Genomic DNA, 23,997 nt, shown 5'->3' on the forward strand with positions numbered 1-23,997 from the left:
AAAATAATAAAGAGGTTAAGCTTCATTGCTATCTTAAAATTTGAGAATTAAAGGGTAAAAAGACCTGAAATGAACTAGATTCCCGCCACAGCGGGTAGGGTAAAACAAGCACATTTCAGGATTTTATGGATTGATTACAAGAATCTTAGCCTGTTTTTATTGCTTTGTAAACTGAAGATTGGCTACCAATTTTACTTTATCGCTAACCACCACATTACCTGCTTCGGTTACAGCGCTCCAGTTTAAGCCGAAATCTTTTCTATTGATTTTACCAGTAGCTTCGAAACCTGCTTTGGTTTGACCGTATTGATCATCGGCAATTCCGTTGAAATCTACATCAAGGATAACTTCTTTGGTTACATCTTTAATGGTCATATTGCCAACCATTTTTTCTCCGTCGAAAGATTTTGATTCAAAAGTAAGATGAGGGTATTTTTCGGCACTAAAAAAGTCTTCAGATTTTAAGTGCGTGTCTCTTTCTTCATTTTTTGTGCTGATGGAATCAATTTTTGCGTTAAACTTAAATTTAGCATCTTTAAAAGAATCGTCTGCTGCTTCAATTTCTCCGTCAAATTCAGCGAAACTTCCTGACACTGTAGAAATCATCATATGTTTTACTTTGAATTCGATTTCAGAATGCGTTGGGTCTAATTTCCAGTTTGTTTTTACTGCTGTTTCCATTTCTTTATGTTTTTATGGGATATACATTTAATTTGATACAAAGCTACGCGACAGTATGTTACTGTGCATTGATGTAGGATAAGAAACCGGAAGTTGGAAGTTAGGATTTAGAAGAATTCATCTAAAATTCAAAAACTATTTTTTAAAGTTTTTGTGTGCCAATTTCTTGCGAACACGGCTTAAACTCTCTGGTGTAATGCCAAGATAAGAAGCGATCATAGTCTGTGGTACGCGTAGTGATATATCGGGGTACATCGCCACAAACTCGAGATAACGCTGTTCTGCATTGGCACTTAATAACATATTGATCCGCTTCTGTAGGTGCCGAATATGATTGTGGAGCAGTTTGTTATTGAAATCTGTAAACGAAGGAATTTCTTCGGAAAGGCTCTGAAAAAAATCTTCATCAATCAAAACAACCTCGCTATCTTCCAGTGCCTGAATGTAATAAGCGGAAGCCTCATCAAAATATACGCTTTCCCTATCACTCACAAACCAATTTTCAGGGGCAAATGATATGGTGTGCTCTTTTCCTTTTTCGTCTATGGAATATTGTCTTATAAGTCCGCTTTCCACAAAAAATGAATGCTTGCAATGCTCGTTCTCTCGTAATAAAAACTCGTCTTTTTTCACATTTTTTACCTGGCAGCTTTTAAGTATGGAAAGGATATCACCCTCTTCAATGTCGAGATTTGAGGTTAAAAATAATTTTAGTTTTGGGCTGTTCATTTATATTTGATAATCTTACATTAGATTGTATATTTTCAAATTTACATTTTTAGAAATAAATTGAGAACAGAATCAGTTTTAAGAAAACCAAAATTTTTTCAAGCAAGGTGGTTTTACTGTCGTTTAATTGTATCAATAAAAGTACTTTGCATTGGTTTATAAGTATTTTTTTATATCAACATCTTTTGTCGAAATATAGGTTAATGAAGATGTTTTTTATTATAAGTTTTTTTCTTTTTATACCGCAATTCTCCTGTTTCAATTCCAATCGCGGTTTTTGCCAAGATGGTAAAGATAAAAGCTCCCATTGCCCAAATGCCTATGGTAACGCCAATTTCAACTCCTGTTGGCAGATATTCTGCTATTACTCCATAAGGGCCCGGAATAAAACCGGGAACGATGAGTCCGAAGCCTTTTTCAATCCAAATCGCCACAAAAAGCATCAAGCAGCAAGCATAAAGTATTTTAAAGTTATTTCTGAATTTTCCAAAAGTCAAGATAACCGTAGCAATCACATTCAACGGAATGGCAGTCCATATCCAGGGTAATAATGCATCTTTTCCGTGTAAACCAAAGAATAGATAGTAGGCACTTTCGCTATGGTGAGTTGGGGCGTAAAATTCTTTAAATAATTCCGAAACCAACATAATCAAATTGATTTGGGCTGCAACGGTTACGATCATTGCTATTTTTTTGATGGTTTTGTCTTTTACTTCAAATGCCGTAAAATTCTTAATTACTGCCAGAACCAATATAATTAGTGCCGGTCCCGCTGCGAAAGCCGAAGCGAGGAATCGTGGCCCCAACAAAGCATTGTTCCAGAAAGGTCGCGCTTGTAAACCTTGGTAAAGGAAAGCTGTAACCAAGTGAATGGCAACCGCCCAAAATACTGATAAAATAGCGCCCGGAACGTAAATCTTGCTTTTTGCTTCTTTGCCTTGATAATGTCTAAAAAGAATATAAAGCGGAATGGTAATGTTGATAAAGAGATAGCCATTTAACACAATTACGTCCCAAGTAAGCATAGAATTTGGAAAATTAAAAACACCAATCCCCGGGATCATATGCCAAAGTACCGATGGGCCGCCCATATCTGCCACTACAAAAGCCAAACACATTACCAATGCGGCCACGGCAAGACCTTCGCCAATTAAGACGGCTTGTTTAAAGTCGATATCTTTCAATACATACGTGGGCATAACCAACATAACCGCGGCGGCGGCAACGCCAACCAAGAAAGTGAAATTTGAAATATAAAGCCCCCAGCTTACCCGGTCTGTCAAGCCGGTTGCGCTTAAGCCTTCATCTAATTGAATGGTATAGCAATACATCCCAATCAACATAATTAAGGTTAAGGCACCCATCCAAATGTGGTACTTTAAAGAACCTTTGGTAATGGTATCCAAACTATCAGATACCATACTTTTAAAAACTTTAAACTGACTCATTTTTTTTCGTTTTAAATCAAATGATTGGTATTGCTATTTTCTTTACTGAAATAATAGAGATTGGTAACATGCTAATCCATAAAGTACCAGAACTTTGGTTCGGTTCCCAAGTCTTCTTTCAGTCTAAATACTTTTTTGTTTTCCAACACCCATCTAATGGGACTGTTGGGGTCTAAAAGGTTTCCAAAAATTCTCGCACCGGTAGGGCAGGCTTCTACACAAGCCGGGTTTTTGCCTTTTCGGGAACGTTGTACACAAAAAGTACATTTTTCCACGACGCCTTTTTTGCGCATCCTATTTCCCAAATAATGTTGGTTTTTATTAACCTCATTTTCCGGCACCGTTGGTTTGCTCCAATTAAAACGTCTGCCGTCATAAGGGCAAGCGGCCATACAGTAACGACAACCAACACACCAATCGTAATCAACCACTACCAATCCATCTTCTTCTTTCCATGTGGCTTGCACTGGGCAAACATCAACACAAGGCGGATCATCGCAATGAAAACATTGAGTACCCATATAAAAATGGCCTTCTGCAGGAACTTCGTGGTAGTAATTATCATCGGCTTCATCAAATTTAAAGCCTTTGCCGTCTTTCATCTCATGAATGCGGATATATTGCATCTCCGAATCGCGATCCTGATTGTTTTCTTCTACACAGGCCGTTACGCAATTCATATACCCTTGACATTTCGAAATGTTAAACGCATAGCCATACAGTACATCTTCTTTGGCATTTTCTGCAGTCATATTAATACTCCTGCCATTTCGCAACTCATACGAGCGCATTAACCGATTTATGGTAGCTTGTTTTTCTTCATCGGTCATCAGCTTATAATTTCCTTTAAACTGTTCTTCCCAATCTATTTGGGCTTTTTCTGCTGTCTCTTCGCCAGCGGTTATACTACAAGAGGTAGAAACTGCTCCAGCCCCTATAAGTAGGCTAGCCGTTAATTTTTTAAATGCTGTTCGTCGGTCCATCTTAACATCAAAAACCTGTTCAAAACCGTCTCTGTGTCGTTCTTCTCCAATAGATGCGTTAATAGCGGCTTCATAAAACTCGTCTGCACTGAGTTCTTCCTTTTTACTATTGCAAGAGTTTTCTGTTTTCCCACAACCACAGGAACCGGATTTTTCTTTTTTTCTATTTAGACCTATATCTAAAGAATACCATTTTTTGTCTTTGCTCATCTTCTTGTCTTTAATGATCTATACCTTCGTTTCGTTCTTTGGCCTTTTGTGTGTTGTATTGCACCGGCCATCTTTTGTCAAATCCGGGATCGTGCGGATTGTGACAATTAACACACGTGATGGAAGCCCTTGGAGGCGCCCAACCCGCTACTTTTTTTCCATGTGCTCCGCCTTTCCAATCTTTAAACTGACTGGAATGGCATTGGGCGCATAACTTATGACTTAGGTTAAAATCTACTTTTTTATCGGTTAAGGTTCTTAGCTCGTTCATATTATCTGGACTGTGGCAAGTAGTACAGTCCATAGTTTCTGTTTGCGCATGATTAATTTTTATATCCCAGTGTGCTTTCTGTCCAACATCACTTTTCATTCGTGATAAAGGTTTGCTATGGCACTCAATGCAAGCAAAAGATGTAATTTGACTTTTTCTTTCCGGAATTAAAAAGGTGTATTCTCCTTCGGTAATTTTGATAAGTTCTGTTCCTCTTAACAATTCTTCCGAAGACAAATCGCCGTGGTAATCTTTTTCTACTTCTTCAGCTTCAATTCTTTCGATAACTGAATGGTACTCTCCCTCTTTTTTACACGAGCTTAAGACCACTGTCAAAAAAATCATCAAATAATATAATGGGATTTTATTTTTCATAAAGCTTATCGAATTGTCTTTGAAAATTGCTTGTATTTATTTCGGGTTGCTGCGGTGTTACTGGTAAATGACACTGTCTGCAGTTTACCCTATTGGGGTGGGTTGTCCTTATCTCTTTGGGAGCACTAGGACCTGCGTGGCAGGAAATACAACTTTCGCGCATTTGCAATTGGTGTGGAATCATAGGCGGACCGCCCGGAAAAGCATTATTGGCGCCTTCGCCTACTTTAGGAGGCTCTGGCTTACTATAAGCAAAAGATGTAAAAGTGCTAGTGGTCTTTTCGGCTACGTGACATTGCCGGCAGTTTATCATTTCCGGATGTGGCGTGATGGGAGCATAGGCATCAAATTTTGGAACAAAACCACCTTTTTTATGACATTGTATGCAGGTGTTGCCGCCCAAGCTTCGCTCATTTTTCACTGGGTGCGGAATGCTTGGCGGAGCTCCCAAATAGGCTCTGTTGGTGTAATATTCATCTAAAGAACGTTGATGCTCTTCGTCTATTGGCATCTTTAAGTAATCCATTGCATCTGCATTTTCAAACCTATCAAAAACACCACGTTCTTTAGGAATATGATAGTCTGAAGGTGCTTCTATAAGCGGGGTGTATGCATCTTCGGTTCCTTCCCAGTAGCTATAGTTCCATACAATAATGAAGGCTATAAAAATGAGCACAAAAAATGATATGATTCCAAGTCGCTTTTTCATAGCTATACTTTTTCTACTTGCACTTCAGAAAAACTGGAAGTTTCAAAGATTTCCGTAGCGGAATTGAAACAAAATTTATTCGAAAAATATCCTGAATTGCAACAAAAAGATTTTAAGATAGCCCAAAATCAAGAGTTGGTAAGCGATGAAACTTTGCTTACAGGGCAGGAAATCGCAGTCTTGCCTCCTTTTGCGGGCGGATGATTAAAATAGAAAAAGTGGAAAGATATAAAAGACATGTTCTTTTTAAAGAAATTGGCGAAGCCGGACAGGCGAAAATCAGTGCTGCAAAAGTGCTGGTAATCGGTGCCGGCGGTTTGGGCTGTCCGGTGCTGCAATATCTGGCTGCCGCCGGAATTGGCAAACTCGGGATTGTGGATTTTGATCTAGTTGAAGAATCCAATTTGCAGCGGCAGGTGCTTTTTGATACGGCTTCTATTGGGAAAAATAAAGCGGAAACGGCCAGGGAAATACTTTTGGCCCTCAATCCAAATATCGACATCCAGGCTTATCCGGAAAAATTGACGCCAAAGAATGTTGAGCGCATTTTTCAAGATTATGAAATAGTTGTCGATGCCACCGATAATTTCCCCGTGCGCTACCTCATCAACGACGCTTGTGTGGTTTTCAACAAACCGCTGGTGTATGGTGCCATTTACAAGTTTGAAGGTCAGGTTACGGTTTTCAATTTCCAAAATGGGCCCACGTATCGCTGCTTATTTTCGGAGCCGCCAAAAAAGGATGCCGTTCCCAATTGTGCAGAGATTGGCGTTTTAGGGGTGTTACCGGGCATTATCGGGACGATGCAAGCAACCGAAGTACTTAAAATCATTCTCGGAATTGGAAAACCACTTTCAGGAAAACTGTTTTGTTTCAATACCCTGACGAACCAATCTGCTTCAATCGGAATTAAAAAAAATGCTTCCGTCGTAGCGGAAATTAAAGCTCGTGGTTTGAATTTTGAAAGTTATGAAGAAGCTTCATTTTGCGGTCAACCTATTTCAGAAATCGATTTGCAACAGCTTTCTTCTAAAGAGAACTTACAATTTATAGATGTTCGAGAGTTAACCGAAATGCCGCGAATCGAAAACGAAAATTTATTGGAAATTCCACTTTCCGGCTTGACCGAAAATTTGTGGCTTATTTCCAAAGAAAAGAAAAAAGTGATTTTCTGCCAAACGGGAATCCGTAGTAAAACGGCGGTTTCCCTGTTACAAGCACAGCAGTTTACCGATTGCCATAGCTTAAAAAATGGCGTTGCCGCTTTTCAGCAAAAACAGAAAGAAAACACTACTGAAAACCAGATTGAAAAAACTAATTAGAACAAAATAAGAGATGAAAAAAACCTATAAAAATGTATTTAAGGAAGGCGCGATTGCTTCGGAATTTATAGCGAATTCAATTGCGAAACACCAATCGAAAACCGGTATTGGCGCCCACAATATTTTTCTGGGACAGGTGCGTGCCGATGAAATTGACGGCAAAAGCGTTGCAGCCATTGAATATTCGGCGTACGAAGAAATGGTCAATAAAAAATTCCACGAAATACGCGAAGCAACTTTTGAAGCTTTCAACCTAACTTGTATGCACATTTATCACAGTTTGGGAACGGTAAAAACCGGCGAAATCTGCTTGTTCGTATTCGTTTCCTCGCCAAGAAGGAAAGAGGTTTTTAAAGCCCTGGAATTTGTAGTGGAAAAAATAAAAGCAGAAGTCCCCGTTTTCGGAAAAGAGGTTTTTGAAGATGAAACGCATCAATGGAAAGTAAACAGTTGATTATTTTATAATGATTATTGACTATTGATTAGTTATTATTAGGAATATTTTATGAAGGAGCAACTTAAAAAAAGAACGAAAAGCTTTGCACATGAGTGTGTAAAATTAACGGCATTTTTACCGAATACCTATGTTGCCAATCATATTAAAAAACAGTTAATCCGTTGCGCAACCTCTGTGGCCGCAAACTATAGGGCAGTTTGTCTTGCTCAATCTAAACCGAGTTTTATTGCAAAACTAAGTATTGTAATAGAAGAAGTGGACGAGGCAAATTTTTGGTTGGAATTTGCAGTAGATGAGCGTTTAATTTCAAAAGAAAAAATTAAATCATTACTAAATGAATCAAGAGAACTAACATCCATTTTTATAGCGTCCAGAAAAACACTTAAAAACAGATAGTTAAGATATCAGAATCAAACGTGATTTGGCAATTTAAAATAGAAAATAATCATTAATAAATAGAAAATCAAAAGAATGGTAGATATTACACATAAGAACAATACTTTGAGAACTGCAACTGCGCAGGCCATTGTGAAAGTTGGCAATGCAAAGACGATCGGCGATTAAAAATAAAACCGTCCCAAAAGGCGATGTGTTTGCGATGAGCAAGGCCGCCGGACTTTTGGGCGTAAAGAAAACCCCTGATTTACTGCCCGATTGCCATCCGTTGCCCATAGAATTTACCGGAATTGAATATGAAATCGATGGATTGGAAATCAAAGTATTGGTAAGCGTAAAAACCATTTACAAAACCGGCGTGGAAGTAGAAGCCATGCACGGCGCCAGCATTGTAGCGCTGAATATGTATGATATGCTGAAACCCATAGACAAAGAAATCGAAATTCAAAACATCAAATTATTAAAGAAAAAAGGCGGGAAATCGAGTTTTAAGGATAAGTTTCAACGCGATTTAAAAGCCGTGGTCATTGTTTGTTCCGATACTATTTCCGAAGGAAAAAAAGAGGATAAAGCCGGAAAAGCGATTATTGCGAAATTGGAGGAGTGTGAAGTGGCAATTCAGGATTATATCGTAATTCCCGATGAAAAAGAGTTGATTCAGGAAAAAGCTAAATTTTACCAAAAAAATGGCGCCGATATGATTATTTATACCGGCGGAACAGGTCTTTCGCAACGTGATGTAACTCCTGAAGCCTTAAAACCACTTTTAGACCGAAATATCCCCGGAATAGAGGAAGCCATAAGAAAATACGGCCAGGACCGTACGCCTTACGCCATGCTTTCCCGAAGCATTGCCGGCACTATAAAAAACACCCTGGTTTTGGCCTTACCGGGCTCGACAAACGGCGCGCGGGAATCGATGGACGCAATTTTCCCCGCAATTTTGCACGTTTTTAAGATTTTAAAAGGTGCACGACACGATTAATATGAAAAAAAATATGACGAAGCAAAAAAACATACTTACCGATAATTTTGGGCGAAAACATACGTATTTGCGCATTTCGTTAACCGAATTGTGCAATTTGCGCTGCACGTATTGTATGCCGGCAGGTGGCATTCAGCTTTCGCCCAAGTCGCATATTATGACGTATGAAGAAATTTATACCATTGCAAAAAAGTTTGTGGAAAATGGTGTGACCAAAATCCGTTTAACGGGTGGCGAACCTTTGGTTAGGAAAGACGCGGGTTTGATTATGGAAAAATTAGCCTCCCTTCCGGTGGAACTTGGCATTACCACCAATGGGGTGATTATAGATCGGTTTATAGAGCAATTTAAGCAATTGGGCATCAATAAAATAAATGTAAGTCTAGATTCTTTGGACGCTGAGAAGAATAAATTGATTACACGCAGAGGTTATTTCACGAAAGTGTATAACAACATTCAATTATTGCTGAAAGAAGGTTATGAAGTAAAACTGAACTGCGTTTTTATGAAAGGTCTAAATGAAGACGAAATCATCAATTTTATCGAATTGACAAAACACCAAAAGTTGCAAATCCGTTTTATCGAGTTTATGCCTTTTGACGGTAATAAATGGAATATGGAAAAATTGGTTTCTTTGGAAGAAATTTTAAAGAAAGTAAACGAGAATTATTCAGCAGAAAGTTTTTTACGATTACAGGACGAGCCCAACGATACCGCCAAAAACTACCGGATAAAAGGTTATGCGGGAAGTTTTGCGGTGATTAGTTCGGTTACCAATCCGTTTTGCGATAGTTGCAACCGCATTCGGCTTACGGCCAACGGGCAGCTCAAAAACTGTTTGTTTTCTACTTCAGAATCTGATTTGCTCACGCCTTTGCGCGCCGGCAAACCCATAGCCCCGGTTATTGAAAAAGTTGTTGGCGTAAAGAAAAAAATCCGTAACGGGATGGAAAGTCTGGAAAAATTCAAAGACCCAAAATCGCATAACAATAGGAGTATGATTGCTATTGGGGGATAGTTTAACAGCTATAAATAAATAGGTTAGTCGGCAGTCGCAGTGAGCAGCAAACTAAAAAACTCGCAAAATTTGAATCAATTATTTTCCAAAAGCTAAAACTAGATAAGTTTTAATTGTCTTGTGTCCAATAAAAATTCTTAAACGCCGGGATTCCAGCCAAGGGCAATTGCCACTCGTTTATCATCTTTAATAATGGCTCGAATCATATATGGTCGGTCTTCGCCCACATTTTGTAAGTTGTCTTCAATAGGTTTTTCGTCTATAAACACTTTCCCCATGAAATTTTTTTTGGGTTGCTGGCCAAGTCCGTAGCGGTTATCTTCAACCAGCAAAAGCATCAACATTTTTTCGGGGTCTGGCGCAGAGCAATAAATACCCAACTCATCCCAAAGATAGACCTTGTTTTTGGAGTTTCTAATCGCTTCTATTCGGTCTGGGTCGCCAAGAATATCTTTTAGATGCTTATAGGTTGTTGGAAATTGAACTTCGGTATTGTTCACTAAAACGCTTTGCGGATCACAATGAATTTTAATCGTTGATTTTTTCTTTTTTCGTTTGTTCGGATCTCTAAAATCGAATATTCCCATTGGTTATAATTAGCTTAAAATATTTATTTGTAAAGAACTGAAAATTTATAATATTACCGAAAGTGCTACAAAAAATAATTTATTATAAGTCTAACTCGAAAATCTCTGCGGCCAAATTGCCTTGAGCTGTCAGCAAAATTACCAGATGTTTCTCTTTGACGTAAACCTCTTGTAAAATCAATTCTTGCATATTTCCGTAAAGTAAAACCCCTTTTTTTACTTCGAACAGGTTTTCTAATTTTTTGTTTAATGCCGTTTTGGCTTTTTTTAATTTGGGTTCTAGATGAAAATTAGACTTTTCTAAAACTTTTTTCCTTATAAGTGAATTTAATAGAAAACCGATTAATTTATTGGTAAACCAGCTGTTGTTTTCTCCTATAGCTTTATAATCTTCTAAATCTATAGCTTGTTTTTGTTGGTTAAAATTCAATTTTAACTGTAAATCTATTTTTAGTTTTCTGTTTTTAAAAAGTTTGGTTTTGGTAAGTATTTCCAATTCTAAATTTAAGTCGTAACCTTGCGTGCCGGGATGCAAATTTGCCGCAAGCACTTCACCATATAAAGTGCCATCATCCTCGCCGTCTTTTCTTATTTCGAACCCGATAAGTTCTTTTTGCAGTTTTTTTTCTAAAACTTTTAGTTTTATTTGAACCGGCAATAAGATATTAACGCCATTTTTTAAAACGTTTTTTGTGTCGAGCTTTTCCATAAACTTTTTATAGATTGAATGGAAAAAGTAATTAAATTTCCGAATTCTGCATACGCCTTTAACATTATATAAAGGTTATTGCATAACTTTTTAGGTGTTCTTAGAAGAATGTTGTAGGTCTTTTAATTTCGCTTACGCGGAAAAAAACGAATTGCTTATAGCCTTCATTTCCGTAAAGAGAAAAATAATAAGGTTTACCGCATTTTAGTATTTAGCCGGTTTCCCATTTTTAGGAATGCTTTTTTTTATAAACGCCCTAATATCTTCTGTAGCGGTTTTTAAATCTTCTTTGCGTAAATACATCATATGCCCGCTGCGATAGGTTTTAAAATCAATCCGGTCTTTCATTTTTCCTCCGGGATCTAGTTGATTACTGGTATATTTACTATGAAAATAGGTGGTCGCACCATCGTAATAACCGGTTTGAAACAACACATTAAGATAAGGATTTTGCGCCATTGCTTGACGCAATTGCTCGCGCGTATTATTGTTGGTCCTGTCCCAAGGATGCACCGGCCCAAACATATTGTACTTAAGATCTGTTTTAAAATTTAGCCCTTCTCGTAAATAGTAATTAATTGCCGGGGTAAAAGCGTGTAGCCAAGAAGTTAATTCTGCATTATAATCTGGCCTGTTACCACTGCGTTTTTTGTCTATACCCAAATAGCGCGAATCTAATCTGCCAATGGTTTTATCGTTGCCGGGTTGGTTTAATAATTCTTTCCAAAACACATTGCTTGGCAATGCTAAATGATGATCTACAAACAACTGTGTATCAATCCCGGTCATTCTTTCCAATTCTGTAGCAATTTTTTCTTTTTTTGATGTTTTTAAACTGCTTCCTTTTGCCAAAGCTGGTAGTAAAGTTTCGTAAGCATATTTTTCTGCTTGGGGTAAAATATCTTCAAGGTCTTGGTTTTGTAAGTCGCTTGGTAATTGTTTATGATACCACGCGGTAGCTGTATAATAAGGCAGAAACAAAGAAGCGGCTAAAGGAGTATCTGACTCGAAGGTGAGATAATCTGCCGGAGAGACTAAAATCACGCCGTTAAGATACATCCATTGTTGTTTTTGTAATTCTAAAGCCAAGCCAGAAACTCTGGTGCCGCCATAACTTTCGCCAATCAAATATTTTGGAGCCAACCATTTGTTATGTCTGTTAACAAACGTATTTAGCCAATTTGCCAAATAACGTATATCTGCATTTATGCCAAAAAATTGTTCGCGTTTTGGTTTTTTATCGTCGGTTTTAACCATTCGGCTGTAACCGGTATTTACTGGGTTTACATATAAAATATCTGCAACGTCTAAGATAGAATGCGGATTGTCTTTTATACCATAAGGTTGCACGGGATAACCCTCATCGCTAATTTTTAACAATTTTGGACCGGTATATGCAATATGCATCCAAGCGGAAGCAGAACCGGGGCCACCATTAAAAGAAATAACCAAAGGACGTTCTTGACCAGCTTTTTGGTTTTTGGTTTTTTTGCGATAATAGGTGTAATGCAGGCTTGCAATTACTTCGTCTTTATCGTTCCATAAGGGTTGCATGCCGCTAATTGCGGTATAATCTAATTGCTTATTGTTGAGCTTTAGACTATGTTGTGTGCTTACGGTCGTGTCTTTAAAAATCTCTCTTTCTTGTCCGTAAAGGCCTATTGTCAAAAACAAGAAAAAAAGATAAGTATAAGTTTTTTTCTGCATTATAAAGAGCGTACTTTTTTAAGTTTAGCTTTCCAGGTTTCTAACTGGTTTTTGTGCTTTTCAATGTTGTTTAAAACTTCTTTTACCAACGGATTGCTTTCGTCTACGTCTTGTGAGAAGAATTGCAAATTGTTTTCCAACTGATTGATTTCTGCTTTAGTTTCACTTATTTTCTTGCGCAAGAAAATAACTTCTTTTTCTATCTTGCGGGTGTCTTCTGCTTCATCTAAAGACTGAATACGGTTTTCGTATTTTATCATCTCTGCCTCTTTTTTGTCCATATCTAACTGACTAAAAAGATGGTCTAAAGCTTTATTAAACTTTCCTTCTATATAGCGTTTATTATAGGGTACGCGACCAAGATTTTTCCATTCTTCTATATGGGTCTTTATTTTCTTTAAATTGGTTTCGTGGTCGCCATCTAATTTTAATTCACGGGTTTTATCTAATAAATCTTTTTTAGCTTTAAAAGCTTCCATTTCTTCTTTGTTGGCTTCGTCTTGCACGGCGTGCAACCTGTTAAAGTAATGGTTACAAGCTTTTTTAAAGCGTTTCCAGATTTTATCGCTGTCTTTTCTTGGTACGTGTCCTATTTTTTTCCAGTCGTTCTGAATTTTTTTCATCAGGGAAGTAGTAGCCTTAAAATCTTCGCTATCTTGATTTTTTTCGGCAATTTCTACCAACTCCATTTTCTTTTCTAAATTCGTGTACTGTTCTTTTTTAAGATTTTTATAAAAAGCATTTTTATTACGATTAAATTTTCTAACGCCTTGCTTAAAAGCAGACCAAGTTGCCTCGTTGTCTTTTCTAGGCACTTTGCCCGCTTTAAAAAATTGTTCGCGTAAAGCTTCTACTTTTTTAATATTTTTTTGCGCCTGGTTATGACTCTTGATATCTTCTTCTGCAATAGCTATTATTTTTGCAATAATATCGTTTTTAACCTCTAAATTTTTCTCTCTTTCTTTGTCTAACTCTGCAAAATGTGCTTGCCTGTTATCGTGAATTTGTTTGGTAGCCGCGCTAAATTTTTCCCAAATATCTTCGCGGTATTCTTTGGCAACGGGCCCAACTTCTTCTTTCCACATTTTGTGCAGCATTTGCAACTCCCTAAACGCACGGTTTATATTGGTTTCTTTGGCAAGTTCTTCTGCGCGGGCAATCATTTTGAGTTTTTGCTCCAGGTTATGTTTAAAATCCATATCCCTAAACTCTCTATCCAAATGCAAGAAGTCATAAAAATGTTCTACGTGATGGTGGTAAGTGCGCCACAAATCGTGGTACTGGTCGCGCGGTACCGGGCCGGCTTTTTTCCAGCGTTCTTGTAACTCTTTAAACTGCTGAAAATTGGCATTCATGTCCGCTCCAAGACCAATCATTCCTTTTAATTCTTCAATTATAGCCAGGCGTTGCTTTAAATTTTCATTTAGATTTTGTTTTAAAGCTTTATAATAATTGTCGCGTTTTTCCTTAAAGTCAAAATAAATGTTATCAAATTTCTTTTTGATAGGAGTAGAGTAGTGGAAATCTATAATATTACCGCCTTCTTCTAAAAACTCTTCTTTTTTCTGCTCCATTTCTTCTTCAAACTTCGCATCAAATTCTATTTTAATCTCTCTAACGTGATCTCGAATAGCCGGTATTTTTTCGTTTTTTACCAGGCTTTCCAATTCCTTTATCAACTCGTTCATGGTTAACGAGTGGTAATCTTTCATCTCTATTTCATGACGTTGGTTTGAGGCATCGTCTTCGCTGTCTTCTGCAATGGCATCGTCCATTTCGTTTTGCGCATCTTTTTCCTGCTTGTTTTCCTGCTCTTTTTCTGAAGCGGGTTCTTCAACGTTTTCTTTGGTAGGACGCTCTTTTTCTTTTTCCGGAGTGTTTTCTTCAGAGTTATCTGCAGAAGATTCTTCTTTTTCCTTTACGGAAGTAGACTTTTCTATCTCTTCTAAAGAAGAATTATCTTTTTCATTTTCAGAAACTTTTTGTTTTTCTGACTCTTCTACAATAGCCCTTTCTGTACTTTGCGAATCTTTTTCTGTAGTAGTTTCTTCGCTCTCTTCCAATTTTTTACCGGTTTCTTCCTGCGCTTTGCTCTCTTCTGTGATAGCTTCTTCTAATGGTTTTTTTCTCTCCTGATCAGACATATCTTTCAATGTTTAAGTTCGTCCTAAAATAATTTCTGAAAGATAGTAACTACGCAACTACTCTGCAAAAAAAAGTAAAAAATATGTGAGGTAAACCAGCTATTAAAAATCATTCCAAAATAAACTTCCGTAAAGTATTTTAGAGAAATTTAGAATTAAGCGTGCTTGCTTATAGATCTTTTTAAATGTATACTTTCTAAAAATAGATTTAAAAAGTTTGCAGTTCTGCTATTGGTTCCAGATTTCCCAAGCACGTTCTGCTTGAAACTCCAGCATTTTTTGTCCGTTATAAAGTTTGGCACCTTGTGCTTGCCCATTGGCTAAAAAGTTGGTGAGTGGCGGGTTGTATACCAAATCGTACAATAGGTGTTGTTTGCTTATAAAACGGTAAGGAATATCTGGTGCTTTATTTATTTGTGGCGAGGTTCCCAGAGGAGTTGTGTTAATTATAAGTGGGTGTTGGGCAATTATTTCTTCGGTAAGATCGCCGTAGGCTAATTGATTTTTAGAAGGATTTCTAGATACGAGTTTATATTCTATTCCTAAACTTTTTAAAGCGTATGCAACTGCTTTTGAAGCGCCACCGGTACCTAAAACAAGTGCATATTGGTGTTGTTTTTCTAATAATGGAAATAAAGATTTCATAAACCCAAAACAGTCTGTATTGTACCCTGTTAATTTGCCATTCTCTATCTTTATGGTATTGACGGCTCCTATCTTTTCTGCGTCAGCTTCTAAACGGTTTAAATAAGGTATAATGCTTTCTTTATACGGAATGGTAACGTTTAGCCCCTTTAGATTTTTGGTTTGAAGTACTTGCGGTAATTCGCTTATATCTTGGATGTCAAAATTTTGATAGCTAGCCGAAATACCTTCCGCAGCAAACTTTTTTAAAAAATAATTTTTAGAAAAAGAGTAAGCAATGTTTTTTCCTACCAATCCAAACTTTGGCTCCATACTTTAAGTGTTTTTATCTTCATAACTTCCCAAACCAACTACTACGGCAATTCCAACCAAAATAAAAAGAATAGCCAACCAAGTGCTGGGTTCTGTCCACTCTGGTATATAACGATCGTAATTGTCTAAAATACGATTGCCGTTAGCGTCTTGCAACAAATTACCTGCGCTGTTTTTCTTAAAAATTTTCTCTTTCCAAGGCCAAACCACTCCTAAAGAGCCGGTTATAAAACCTATAATAGTGGCATAGGTAATGTTTTTGTAATGTTTTAATACATATCCTAAAATGTGTGATAAAGTTACTAAACCTACTACAGAACCCAAGGTAAAAGAAGTCAAAACTTTTAACAGTCTAATTTGCTCAGGATTTTCCATAAAGCTAAAATCTAAGCGTAAAATTGCTGTTATAGCATTGTATAGAGCGTTAACCGAGTCTACCATTAATAGAACATAATTACCAATAAGAATAAGAATAAAAGAACCGGAGAGCCCCGGTAAAGTCATTCCCGAAACGCCAACTATTCCGCAGAAAAATACAAACCATAAATTGTCATTTTCTGTAGCGGGTTCTAACATACTTATTGCTACCCCGGCTGTAATTCCTATAGCAATAAAAAGTAGGTTAACGGCAGATTTTAATCTAAAATCTTTTCCTATATAGTAAATGGAGCCAATAATCATCCCAAAAAAAGTGGCCCAAACATACAGTTCAAAATGCATGATAAGATAATCTAACATCTTAGAGACGCTAAAATAGCTTATTACCATTCCTAACATTAGCAAGCCTAAAAATCTACCATTTATATAGGTGAAAAGACTTCTAAAACGCCCATTGAGCAATAATAACAATGCTTTGGAATTTATTTTTTGTAGCGAATAAATAAACTCTTCATAAAAACCAACCACAAACGCCACAACACCACCCGAAACACCGGGAACTTTATTGGCGGCACCCATTGCAAGACCTTTTAGCACCAATAGCAATTTATCTTTAAACGTTCGGGTCTGCTGCATTGCCATCTGGTTTTTTTTCAGCTATTTTCTCTAAAGCTATTATGAGTAAAAATCCTGCAATTGCCAATATTATGGCAAACAATAAATGTGAATCTTGGTTAAAATTCCAAGGTAAAACAGACTCTTCGTCAATTATTTTTACTTTGTCGCCAAAAGTTTTGGTTTCCAGCACGTGTTTCCACGGCCATATTTTATTTAAAGAACCTGCAATAAAACCGGTAAGAACAGCTAAAGTGATGTTTTTATAATGCGCAAACAACCATTTTAATACTTTAGAGAAGCTAAGTAAACCTACAATGGCGCCAAGCCCAACCGCAATAATTTTCTTAAAATCGAAATCGTGTACAGCTTTGGTAATTGTTTCGTAAGCGCCTAGAAGTACCAAAATAAATGCGCCGCTAATACCGGGTAAAATCATAGCACAAACGGCAATTGCTCCCGCAATAAATAAATAGAGATAACTATCGTTTGAAGCTGCAACCGGCAAAGTAGTAACATAAAATGCTACGGTTGCGCCTAATATTATTGCAAGAATAGTTGCTAAACGCCACCTGGTTATTTGTTTAGCAACAAATAAAATACTGGCTAAAACCAAACCAAAAAAGAAAGACCAAATTAAAACGGGATGATTTTCTAACAAATAGTTGGCCAAGCGCATAAAACTAAAAATACTTATAAGAATACCAATAAGGATGGATAGAATAAAACCGCCGTTTAGTTTTTTCCAAAAGCTTGCAAAACCATTCTTTTTCCATTCGGTAAATAAAGAAAGATTTATATTGCCAATAGTGGTAATTAGCTCTTCGTAAATTCCCGAAATAAATGCAATTGTACCTCCCGAAACTCCTGGTACGGTATCGGCAGCACCCATTGCCATTCCTTTTAATACTAAAACTATGTGGTTTTTAAAACGTCGCATCGCAGAATTTAAAAGCGCATAAAAGTAAGCATTTTAGTTTTTATGCGCCGATAGTTTGCAAACATAAGCATAAAATTAATCAGAATATGCTGCGATGATTTTTTGTATGCTGGGGCGTTTAAAAATTTCAGGAAATAGCTCTTCTATAATAATAACATATTCCGCATCTAAATTTAACGCATTGCTAAGATGTTGATAACCTTTGGTACCTTGGTTATTTTTAAAATACAAACCTGCCAAACGATATTCTATTTCTGCAGTGTTTGGATAAAAGGAAAGCGCTTGCAACAATACGCTAATGCCGGTTTCTACCTTGTCTAGGTTTATAAGTACATCGCAAAGGGTTACCCAAGTTTCTAACTCAAAATTGCCTAAATCTAAACTTCTTTGAAAACCTTTTTCTGCTGCTTTAAGGTGACTCAATTGGTGGTTTATTTTGGCAAAACGTTTCCAATACAAAACATTATTATTGTCAATGTCTATTGCTTTATTAATGTAAAACAAAGCTTTTTTAAATTCAGAGCGTTTAAAATGAAAATCGGTTATAGCTACCCAAGCTTTGTCTAACAAAGGATCTTCGTCTACCGCTTTTTTAAAGTTTTCTATCGCAAGATCCGGTCGGTTTATCTTTTCGTAACATTTACCAATCCGTAGATACGCAAAAGCAGTAGGATCGTCTAATTGCAAAGTAATTTGGTAGGCTTCTATAGCTTCAGAAAAGCGTTTTAGGCGTTCTAAAACTTTTCCTTTTTCCATATACGCGCCAATAAAAGTATCGTCAGAGATAATGGCAAAATCCAAAGCACTAAGAGCGCGTTTATAGTCTTTTTTTGCAAAATACTGTTTGCCTACTTCATGCCAAGCTACTTCAGAATATGGGTTTTTTTCGAGTAAATCGTCTAAAAAAGCAATGGCTTCATCGGTTTGATTTAAAAAATCGAAACAATAAATTATATTATAAAGTGCTGCATAATCGTTATCGTCTATTGCCAAGCATTTTATAAAATATTCTTTAGCGTTTTCGTAGTCTTCCAAAAACATATATTCCATTGCTATAAGCGAATAGATATCGTTTTCTTCCGCAGCAATTTCTAAAGCCATTTGTAGTGTTTCTATGGCTTTGCGGTGCATATTGCGTTTCGAAAATATATTGGCTTTTTGCACAAAAATCTCTTCGTTAGAAGGTTCTAAGCTGTATAAATTATCTAGAAGATTTTCTGCCTCTTCCAGCTTGTCTTCAAAAATTAAAATTTCTACTTGAAATAGCTGTAAACTAGTAGCATTCGGATGTTGCTCTAAGCCTAATCTTACGGCTTTTTTTGCCAAGGGAAATTTTCCGTTTTCGAGATAATGGTAAATAATAAGTTCAAATTCATTCGAATCAAAAAACAACACATCGTTGGTTTTTAACATCGACTCGAATTTGGTAAGCGGAAAATGGTGTTCTTCGTTTTGACTTAAATGCATAGACGAATTTTTACGGATTCCTTTAGTATTAAAGTTAAGCTCTATTCTTGGTATAAACCAAAGTTAGCGCTTAATATTGTTAACAATTTAATTAACAGTCGAAATTATTTTGTATTTCGGTTAAAATCTGGCAGATAATCGCACAACCTTCCGTAATTTCTTCTTCAGAAATGGTTAATGGCGGCGTGATGCGAACGGCTTTTTTTTCAAAAAGTAGCCAGAAAAGCAGTAAACCTTTTTCTTTTGCTTTTAAAATAAGTTGGTTGGTAATTTCTTCGGAAGGTAAAATTAAGGCTAACATTAAACCTTTTCCCCTTATTTCCTTTATTAACGGATGTTGTAATTGGTCTCTAAAATGTTTTTCTTTTTCTAGGGTTTTTTGCATCCAATCGCCTTGATTCACTTCTTTTAAAGTAGCTAAAGCTGCCGCAGCAATTACGGGGTTGCCGCCAAAAGTGGTAATATGTCCCATAGCCGGATTGTTGCTGAGCAGATTCATCAATTCCGCGGAAGCTACAAAAGCTCCAGCCGGCATACCACCTGCCATTCCTTTTCCTATAACTAAAATATCTGGCACGCAATTGTACTGCTGGAAGGCAAATAGACTTCCCGTACGGCCAAAGCCGGGCTGAATTTCATCTAAAATCAATAAAGCGCCAACTTCTTGACAGCGTTTTTTTACCGTTTCTAAATAATTATCTTTTGGTAAAATAAAGCCGGCTCCGCCTTGAATAGTCTCCAAAACCACCGCCGCAGTTTTGCTAGTGATTTTTTCTAAATCGGTAAATTGATTAAAGCTAATATGATTAATATTAGGAATTAACGGTCTAAACGGCGCTTGGCGTTCTTCATAATCCATCAAGCTTAACGAGCCCATCGTGTTGCCGTGATATGCGCTTTTTGCTGCAATAATTTCTTGACGACCGGTTGCGCGTCTTGCCAGTTTTAAAGCACCTTCTATAGCTTCTGTACCGCTATTTACCAAATAGGTTTTTGCGTTGGGTATTTCGGGCAATTTTTCTGCTAGTAACTGCGAGTAGGCAACGGCGGGTTCTTGCGCAAATTCTCCGTATACCATCACGTGCAAATATTGCGCAGCTTGCTCTTGAATGGCTTTTACCACTGCAGGATGGCAATGCCCTAAACTGCAAGCAGAAACCCCGGCTATAAAATCTAAATAGGCTTTTTCTTGTACCGAATAAATATAGCTGCCCTTTGCGTTTTTAATTTCTAAACCCAAGGGATGCGGCGTGGTTTGGGCTTGGTATTTTAAAAAATTCTCCTTCAATTATCTTCTTTTTTTTCTTCTTTCTTTAAAACCGGCATTTTTAGCGGACTGTGTATGTTTTTTAAATTAATTGGCGCCAAAGTATCACCTTTATGGTCTGATAATATTTTTGGCGTTAATCGCGAAGTTTTATGTAAGCTGTTTTCTTCCTCTTTTTCTTTGCGCTTATCAAAAAATCCTTTTTCTTCCTCCGGTAACGGAATTCCTTGTATTTTAGGAAGCTTTATTTCCGGCTCTCCTGCAAATAAGTCGCTTTTTTGTAATAACCTTTCATCGCCGCGCCAATTAAAACCTCTTAATTTTCTGGCGTTTTCCGGGAAGTTTTCCGGCAAATACATCGTGCCTTCGGGTTTTTGGTAATAAAAAATATCGGTTACTTCTCGGTTTTCAAATAATATCTTTATGGAAGATGCAAACATTTTATCTATACCCATTAAAGTTTGGTCTTCTTCTCTGGAATAGAAAATGGTTTCGGTGTTTTTTATGAAATTGGCTTCGTAAAGTTCATTATCTTCAAAAAGGCCGTACATTTCTTGACCTTTTACTTGATTGTAACCTTTTATACTATCTTTTTGAATCATAAAAGCATTATAAAATACTTTTAACGAATCTAATTTATCTGTTTTCGGATTATTGAGTAAGTGAATAGTATCGCCACTCATTTGGCTGTTACCAGACCAAACTACCGGTCTGCCAATCATTTTGGTTAGTCCGGTTTTTTCATTAATACGTATAGAATCACATTTTCCGCTCATCGTACTTTTAAAAATGCGCGTATCTCTAAAACCTCTTATTATTCTGTTTTGGGGTTTGCCGGTTATCATAAGCGTATCGCTATGTATGTGTATAGAATCTTGTTCTTGTCGCATACTAGCCAAAGCTCTTTTAGTAATAAAAACCGAATCTTTTGCCCTAAAAACTTCGGCATAATGACCTTTTATAACAGATTGGTTTGCGGTGTCGGTTACCCGGATATTATTGGTGGCCGAAGCAAAATTCTTGGTCTGATCAAAATAAATACTATCGCCTTCTAGTTTACGGTTATCGTAATAAACGGTTGAGTTTTTAACAAAATAACCTTTATCGTTACGGGTGTCATAAAAGCCGCGTTCGCAATAAATCTCTGTTTCTTTACCGGTAATGGTAGAAGGGCCGTATAAATAAGCGTGACTGTTTTCTGAATAAAAATCTAACTGATTAGAATTTATAATGTATTCCGGATTGTTTACTACTACGTTTTTTACAAAAGAGAACTTTTCTTTTTCCATAAAATAACGCCCAATTCTACTGGTAATAGTACTGGCAGAATCTTTTACGGTACCACCGCTTCTGTAAAAAGCTTCTTGCTTTATACGATCAAAAAAAAGTGTATCAGAAGTTAAAGTGTTAGATGGGGTTTTTAATTTTACATTGTTGCTAGCAAAAGCAAATTGCGTATTGCCGTTATATTCTGCATATTTACATTGCAAATTTATGGTATCTCCTTGCACCATTTTTACATTACCAAATGCTTTTACAAAATTATCATCTTGGTAAGCAATTGCTTGATCGCACCAAGTTTCTATACCTTCGTGTACAAAGTAAACTTGCTCATTACCTGTTTTTAAAAAGATAAGCGCTCCGGGAAATTTTTCTTCATCGGTAATAATGCGCTCACTTTGGTAATCTATAGGTGTTGTTTTTTGCGCATAGGCTTCCGCCGAAAGGCTAAAAATTACAGAACCTATGTAAAATAATAATTTCTTCAAGCTGGATATGTTGTAATTTGTAATGAAATTAAAATATTGAATGATAATCAAAAAACGCTCCAATTTAAACTGAAGCGTTTTTATTTTTAACCAAACAAGCTAACAACTTTTGGTCTTACTTTTACTAACGCTCGATGGTTTGTGTTCTATCTGGCCCCACCGAAACAATTTTTATAGGCGTTGCCAGCTCTTTTTCGATAAAATCTATATACTTGTTTAGATTTTCCGGAAACTCTTCTTTGCTGGTCATTTGCATTAAATCTTCGTCCCAACCTTGCATTTCTGTATAAATTGGTTCTACATATTTTTTATCTACATTATACGGGAAATGCGTTATTTCTTCGCCTTTATATTTATAAGCCGTACATATTTTTAAGGTTTTAAATCCGCTTAGTACGTCGGCTTTCATCATCATAAGTTGGGTAACGCCGTTTACTTGTACAGCATATTTTAAAGCTACCAAATCTAACCAGCCGCAGCGTCTGCCTCTGCCGGTTGTAGCGCCAAATTCGTTTCCTATTTTAGCCATTTTTTCGCCGGTTTCATCAAATAATTCTGTAGGGAAAGGTCCGCTGCCAACCCGCGTGGTATAGGCTTTAAAAATTCCGTAAACTTCATTTATCTGGTTGGGAGCAACGCCTAAACCGGTACAAGCACCGGCTGCGGTAGTATTGCTGGAAGTTACAAAAGGATAGGTGCCAAAATCTATATCTAACAAAGAGCCTTGAGCGCCTTCTGCCAAAATTGTTTTTTGCTCTGCTTGGGCTTGTTGCAAGTAAGCTTCTGAGTCTATAAAAGGTAATTTTTTAAGGCTTTCTATAGCTTCAAAAAACTCTGCTTCCAACTCTTTTAAATTGTACTGGATGTCTACGTCGTAAAACGCAATCATAGATTCGTGTTTGTTGGCAAGATTGCGGTATTTTTCTTTCCAGTCTGGCATTTCTAATTCGCCTAAGCGTAAGCCGTTTCTTCCGGTTTTATCCATATAAGTTGGTCCAATTCCTTTTAAAGTAGAGCCTATTTTAGCTTTTCCTTTAGAGGTTTCTGAAGCCGCATCTAATAACCGATGGGTGGGTAATATTATATGTGCTTTTTTAGATAAAAGAAGTTTAGAAACATAATCTAACTTAAATTTATCTAAGTTTTTTAATTCTTTTTGAAAAATTACCGGATCTATCACGACGCCATTTCCTACCAAGTTAAGGGCATTTTTATGAAAAATTCCGGACGGGATTGTGTGTAAGACGTGTTTTATGCCGTCAAATTCTAAAGTGTGTCCAGCATTTGGACCGCCTTGAAAACGGGCAATAATATCGTATTTGGAGGTTAGGACGTCTACAATTTTACCTTTGCCTTCGTCTCCCCATTGTAAGCCTAGCAGTAAATCTACAGCCATAAAAAAGTTATTTGGAGGTTTTTTTGTTTCCGTAGAAATACAGAGAATGGTTAGTGATTTCTATATCGAAAACTTCTTCTATAGTTTTTTTGATAGATTGAATACGCGGGTCGCAAAATTCTATTACTTCGCCGGTATCGGTTAGAATTACGTGGTCGTGCTGTCTGTCAAAATAAGACTTCTCGTATTGTGCTTGATTTTTGCCAAATTGGTGTTTGCGTACCAAACCACAATCTAAAAGCAATTCTATGGTGTTGTATAAAGTAGCCCGGCTTACGCGATAATTTTTGTTTTTCATAGTAATGTACAACGATTCAATATCGAAGTGTTCATTACTATCGTAAATCTCTTGTAAAATGGCGTAACGTTCTGGTGTTTTACGGTGTTTTTTTTCTTCTAAAAACTTGGTAAACACATTTTTAACTACAGCCTGGTCATTCTTGTGCTTTTCTGTATCTTCCATAATTCTGTTTGCAA

23 protein-coding genes and 1 pseudogene are annotated in these 23,997 nt (G+C 36.9%); 6 read left to right on the forward strand and 18 right to left on the reverse strand.

What is annotated here, in order from left to right; genetic code table 11:
- Window positions 1–156: 156 nt before the first annotated feature.
- From FKR84_RS10730 to FKR84_RS10755, 6 genes are all read right to left on the reverse strand, one after another.
- Entirely contained in the window at window positions 157–681 is a 525-nt protein-coding gene (locus tag FKR84_RS10730) for a YceI family protein (protein ID WP_141422308.1), read from the reverse strand.
- 135 nt (window positions 682–816) lie between these two features.
- Window positions 817–1,410, reverse strand: a complete 594-nt coding sequence (locus FKR84_RS10735) for a Crp/Fnr family transcriptional regulator (RefSeq protein ID WP_141422309.1) — start codon at window positions 1,408–1,410, stop codon at window positions 817–819.
- 200 nt (window positions 1,411–1,610) lie between these two features.
- Window positions 1,611–2,858, reverse strand: a complete 1,248-nt coding sequence (gene dsrP, locus FKR84_RS10740; RefSeq protein WP_141422310.1) for a sulfate reduction electron transfer complex DsrMKJOP subunit DsrP — start codon at window positions 2,856–2,858, stop codon at window positions 1,611–1,613.
- A 71-nt stretch (window positions 2,859–2,929) separates the two neighbouring features.
- Complete coding sequence (locus FKR84_RS10745) at window positions 2,930–4,051, reverse strand: 4Fe-4S dicluster domain-containing protein (RefSeq protein ID WP_141422311.1); 1,122 nt, start codon at window positions 4,049–4,051, stop codon at window positions 2,930–2,932.
- Window positions 4,052–4,061: 10 nt separating this feature from the next.
- Window positions 4,062–4,697 carry a cytochrome c3 family protein gene (locus FKR84_RS10750; RefSeq protein ID WP_141422312.1) on the reverse strand — a complete coding sequence of 212 codons (636 nt, stop codon included), beginning with the start codon at window positions 4,695–4,697 and terminating at the stop codon, window positions 4,062–4,064.
- A complete protein-coding gene (locus FKR84_RS10755) occupies window positions 4,687–5,406 on the reverse strand; it encodes a cytochrome c3 family protein (RefSeq protein WP_141422313.1) in 720 nt (239 codons plus the stop codon). Before FKR84_RS10755 ends, FKR84_RS10750 begins: the two co-directional genes overlap by 11 nt.
- A 63-nt stretch (window positions 5,407–5,469) precedes the next feature.
- Here FKR84_RS10755 and FKR84_RS10760 point away from each other — a divergent pair, with 63 nt between their 5' ends.
- From FKR84_RS10760 to moaA, 6 genes and pseudogenes are all read left to right on the forward strand, one after another.
- Window positions 5,470–5,610 carry a MoaD/ThiS family protein gene (locus FKR84_RS10760; protein WP_233357749.1) on the forward strand — a complete coding sequence of 47 codons (141 nt, stop codon included), beginning with the start codon at window positions 5,470–5,472 and terminating at the stop codon, window positions 5,608–5,610.
- A 14-nt stretch (window positions 5,611–5,624) separates the two neighbouring features.
- Entirely contained in the window at window positions 5,625–6,728 is a 1,104-nt protein-coding gene (gene moeB, locus FKR84_RS10765) for a HesA/MoeB/ThiF family protein (protein ID WP_233357750.1), read from the forward strand.
- Between the two features lie 13 nt (window positions 6,729–6,741).
- Window positions 6,742–7,182 carry a molybdenum cofactor biosynthesis protein MoaE gene (locus FKR84_RS10770; RefSeq protein ID WP_141422316.1) on the forward strand — a complete coding sequence of 147 codons (441 nt, stop codon included), beginning with the start codon at window positions 6,742–6,744 and terminating at the stop codon, window positions 7,180–7,182.
- Window positions 7,183–7,233: 51 nt separating this feature from the next.
- Window positions 7,234–7,581 carry a four helix bundle protein gene (locus tag FKR84_RS10775; RefSeq protein ID WP_141422317.1) on the forward strand — a complete coding sequence of 116 codons (348 nt, stop codon included), beginning with the start codon at window positions 7,234–7,236 and terminating at the stop codon, window positions 7,579–7,581.
- A 75-nt stretch (window positions 7,582–7,656) separates the two neighbouring features.
- Window positions 7,657–8,566 (forward strand): annotated as a pseudogene (moaCB, locus tag FKR84_RS10780) (bifunctional molybdenum cofactor biosynthesis protein MoaC/MoaB).
- 13 nt (window positions 8,567–8,579) lie between these two features.
- On the forward strand, window positions 8,580–9,584 hold the full coding sequence (gene moaA / locus FKR84_RS10785; RefSeq protein WP_141422318.1) for a GTP 3',8-cyclase MoaA: 1,005 nt from the start codon (window positions 8,580–8,582) through the stop codon (window positions 9,582–9,584).
- Window positions 9,585–9,721: 137 nt separating this feature from the next.
- On the opposite strand, the gene FKR84_RS10790 is transcribed toward moaA, so the two are convergent.
- The 12 genes from FKR84_RS10790 to FKR84_RS10845 form a co-directional block, all read right to left on the reverse strand.
- Window positions 9,722–10,171: a DUF7738 domain-containing protein gene (locus tag FKR84_RS10790; RefSeq protein WP_141422319.1), complete on the reverse strand. Its 450-nt coding sequence runs from the start codon at window positions 10,169–10,171 to the stop codon at window positions 9,722–9,724.
- Between the two features lie 82 nt (window positions 10,172–10,253).
- Window positions 10,254–10,880: a DUF4403 family protein gene (locus FKR84_RS10795; RefSeq protein ID WP_141422320.1), complete on the reverse strand. Its 627-nt coding sequence runs from the start codon at window positions 10,878–10,880 to the stop codon at window positions 10,254–10,256.
- A gap of 204 nt (window positions 10,881–11,084) precedes the next feature.
- Window positions 11,085–12,587, reverse strand: coding sequence for a S10 family peptidase (locus tag FKR84_RS10800; RefSeq protein ID WP_141422321.1), 1,503 nt, complete (start codon window positions 12,585–12,587; stop codon window positions 11,085–11,087).
- Window positions 12,587–14,731, reverse strand: coding sequence for a DUF349 domain-containing protein (locus FKR84_RS10805; RefSeq protein WP_141422322.1), 2,145 nt, complete (start codon window positions 14,729–14,731; stop codon window positions 12,587–12,589). Before FKR84_RS10805 ends, FKR84_RS10800 begins: the two co-directional genes overlap by 1 nt.
- 228 nt (window positions 14,732–14,959) lie before the next feature.
- Window positions 14,960–15,688, reverse strand: a complete 729-nt coding sequence (locus FKR84_RS10810; protein ID WP_141422323.1) for a shikimate dehydrogenase family protein — start codon at window positions 15,686–15,688, stop codon at window positions 14,960–14,962.
- A 3-nt stretch (window positions 15,689–15,691) separates the two neighbouring features.
- Window positions 15,692–16,702 (reverse strand): DUF368 domain-containing protein, encoded by a 1,011-nt coding sequence (locus FKR84_RS10815; RefSeq protein ID WP_141422324.1) that lies wholly within the window; start codon window positions 16,700–16,702, stop codon window positions 15,692–15,694.
- Complete coding sequence (locus tag FKR84_RS10820) at window positions 16,680–17,621, reverse strand: DUF368 domain-containing protein (RefSeq protein WP_233357751.1); 942 nt, start codon at window positions 17,619–17,621, stop codon at window positions 16,680–16,682. Before FKR84_RS10820 ends, FKR84_RS10815 begins: the two co-directional genes overlap by 23 nt.
- Window positions 17,622–17,696: 75 nt before the next feature.
- A complete protein-coding gene (locus FKR84_RS10825; protein ID WP_141422325.1) occupies window positions 17,697–19,088 on the reverse strand; it encodes a tetratricopeptide repeat protein in 1,392 nt (463 codons plus the stop codon).
- Window positions 19,089–19,179: 91 nt separating this feature from the next.
- On the reverse strand, window positions 19,180–20,376 hold the full coding sequence (locus FKR84_RS10830; RefSeq protein WP_141422326.1) for an aspartate aminotransferase family protein: 1,197 nt from the start codon (window positions 20,374–20,376) through the stop codon (window positions 19,180–19,182).
- A complete protein-coding gene (locus tag FKR84_RS10835) occupies window positions 20,373–22,124 on the reverse strand; it encodes an OstA-like protein (RefSeq protein WP_141422327.1) in 1,752 nt (583 codons plus the stop codon). Before FKR84_RS10835 ends, FKR84_RS10830 begins: the two co-directional genes overlap by 4 nt.
- A 124-nt stretch (window positions 22,125–22,248) precedes the next feature.
- Window positions 22,249–23,520, reverse strand: a complete 1,272-nt coding sequence (locus FKR84_RS10840) for an adenylosuccinate synthase (RefSeq protein ID WP_141422328.1) — start codon at window positions 23,518–23,520, stop codon at window positions 22,249–22,251.
- A gap of 7 nt (window positions 23,521–23,527) precedes the next feature.
- On the reverse strand, window positions 23,528–23,983 hold the full coding sequence (locus tag FKR84_RS10845) for a Fur family transcriptional regulator (protein WP_141422329.1): 456 nt from the start codon (window positions 23,981–23,983) through the stop codon (window positions 23,528–23,530).
- Window positions 23,984–23,997: the final 14 nt, after the last annotated feature.

The sequence above is a fragment of the Haloflavibacter putidus genome (genome assembly GCF_006546625.1).
Taxonomy (GTDB): domain Bacteria; phylum Bacteroidota; class Bacteroidia; order Flavobacteriales; family Flavobacteriaceae; genus Mesonia; species Mesonia putida.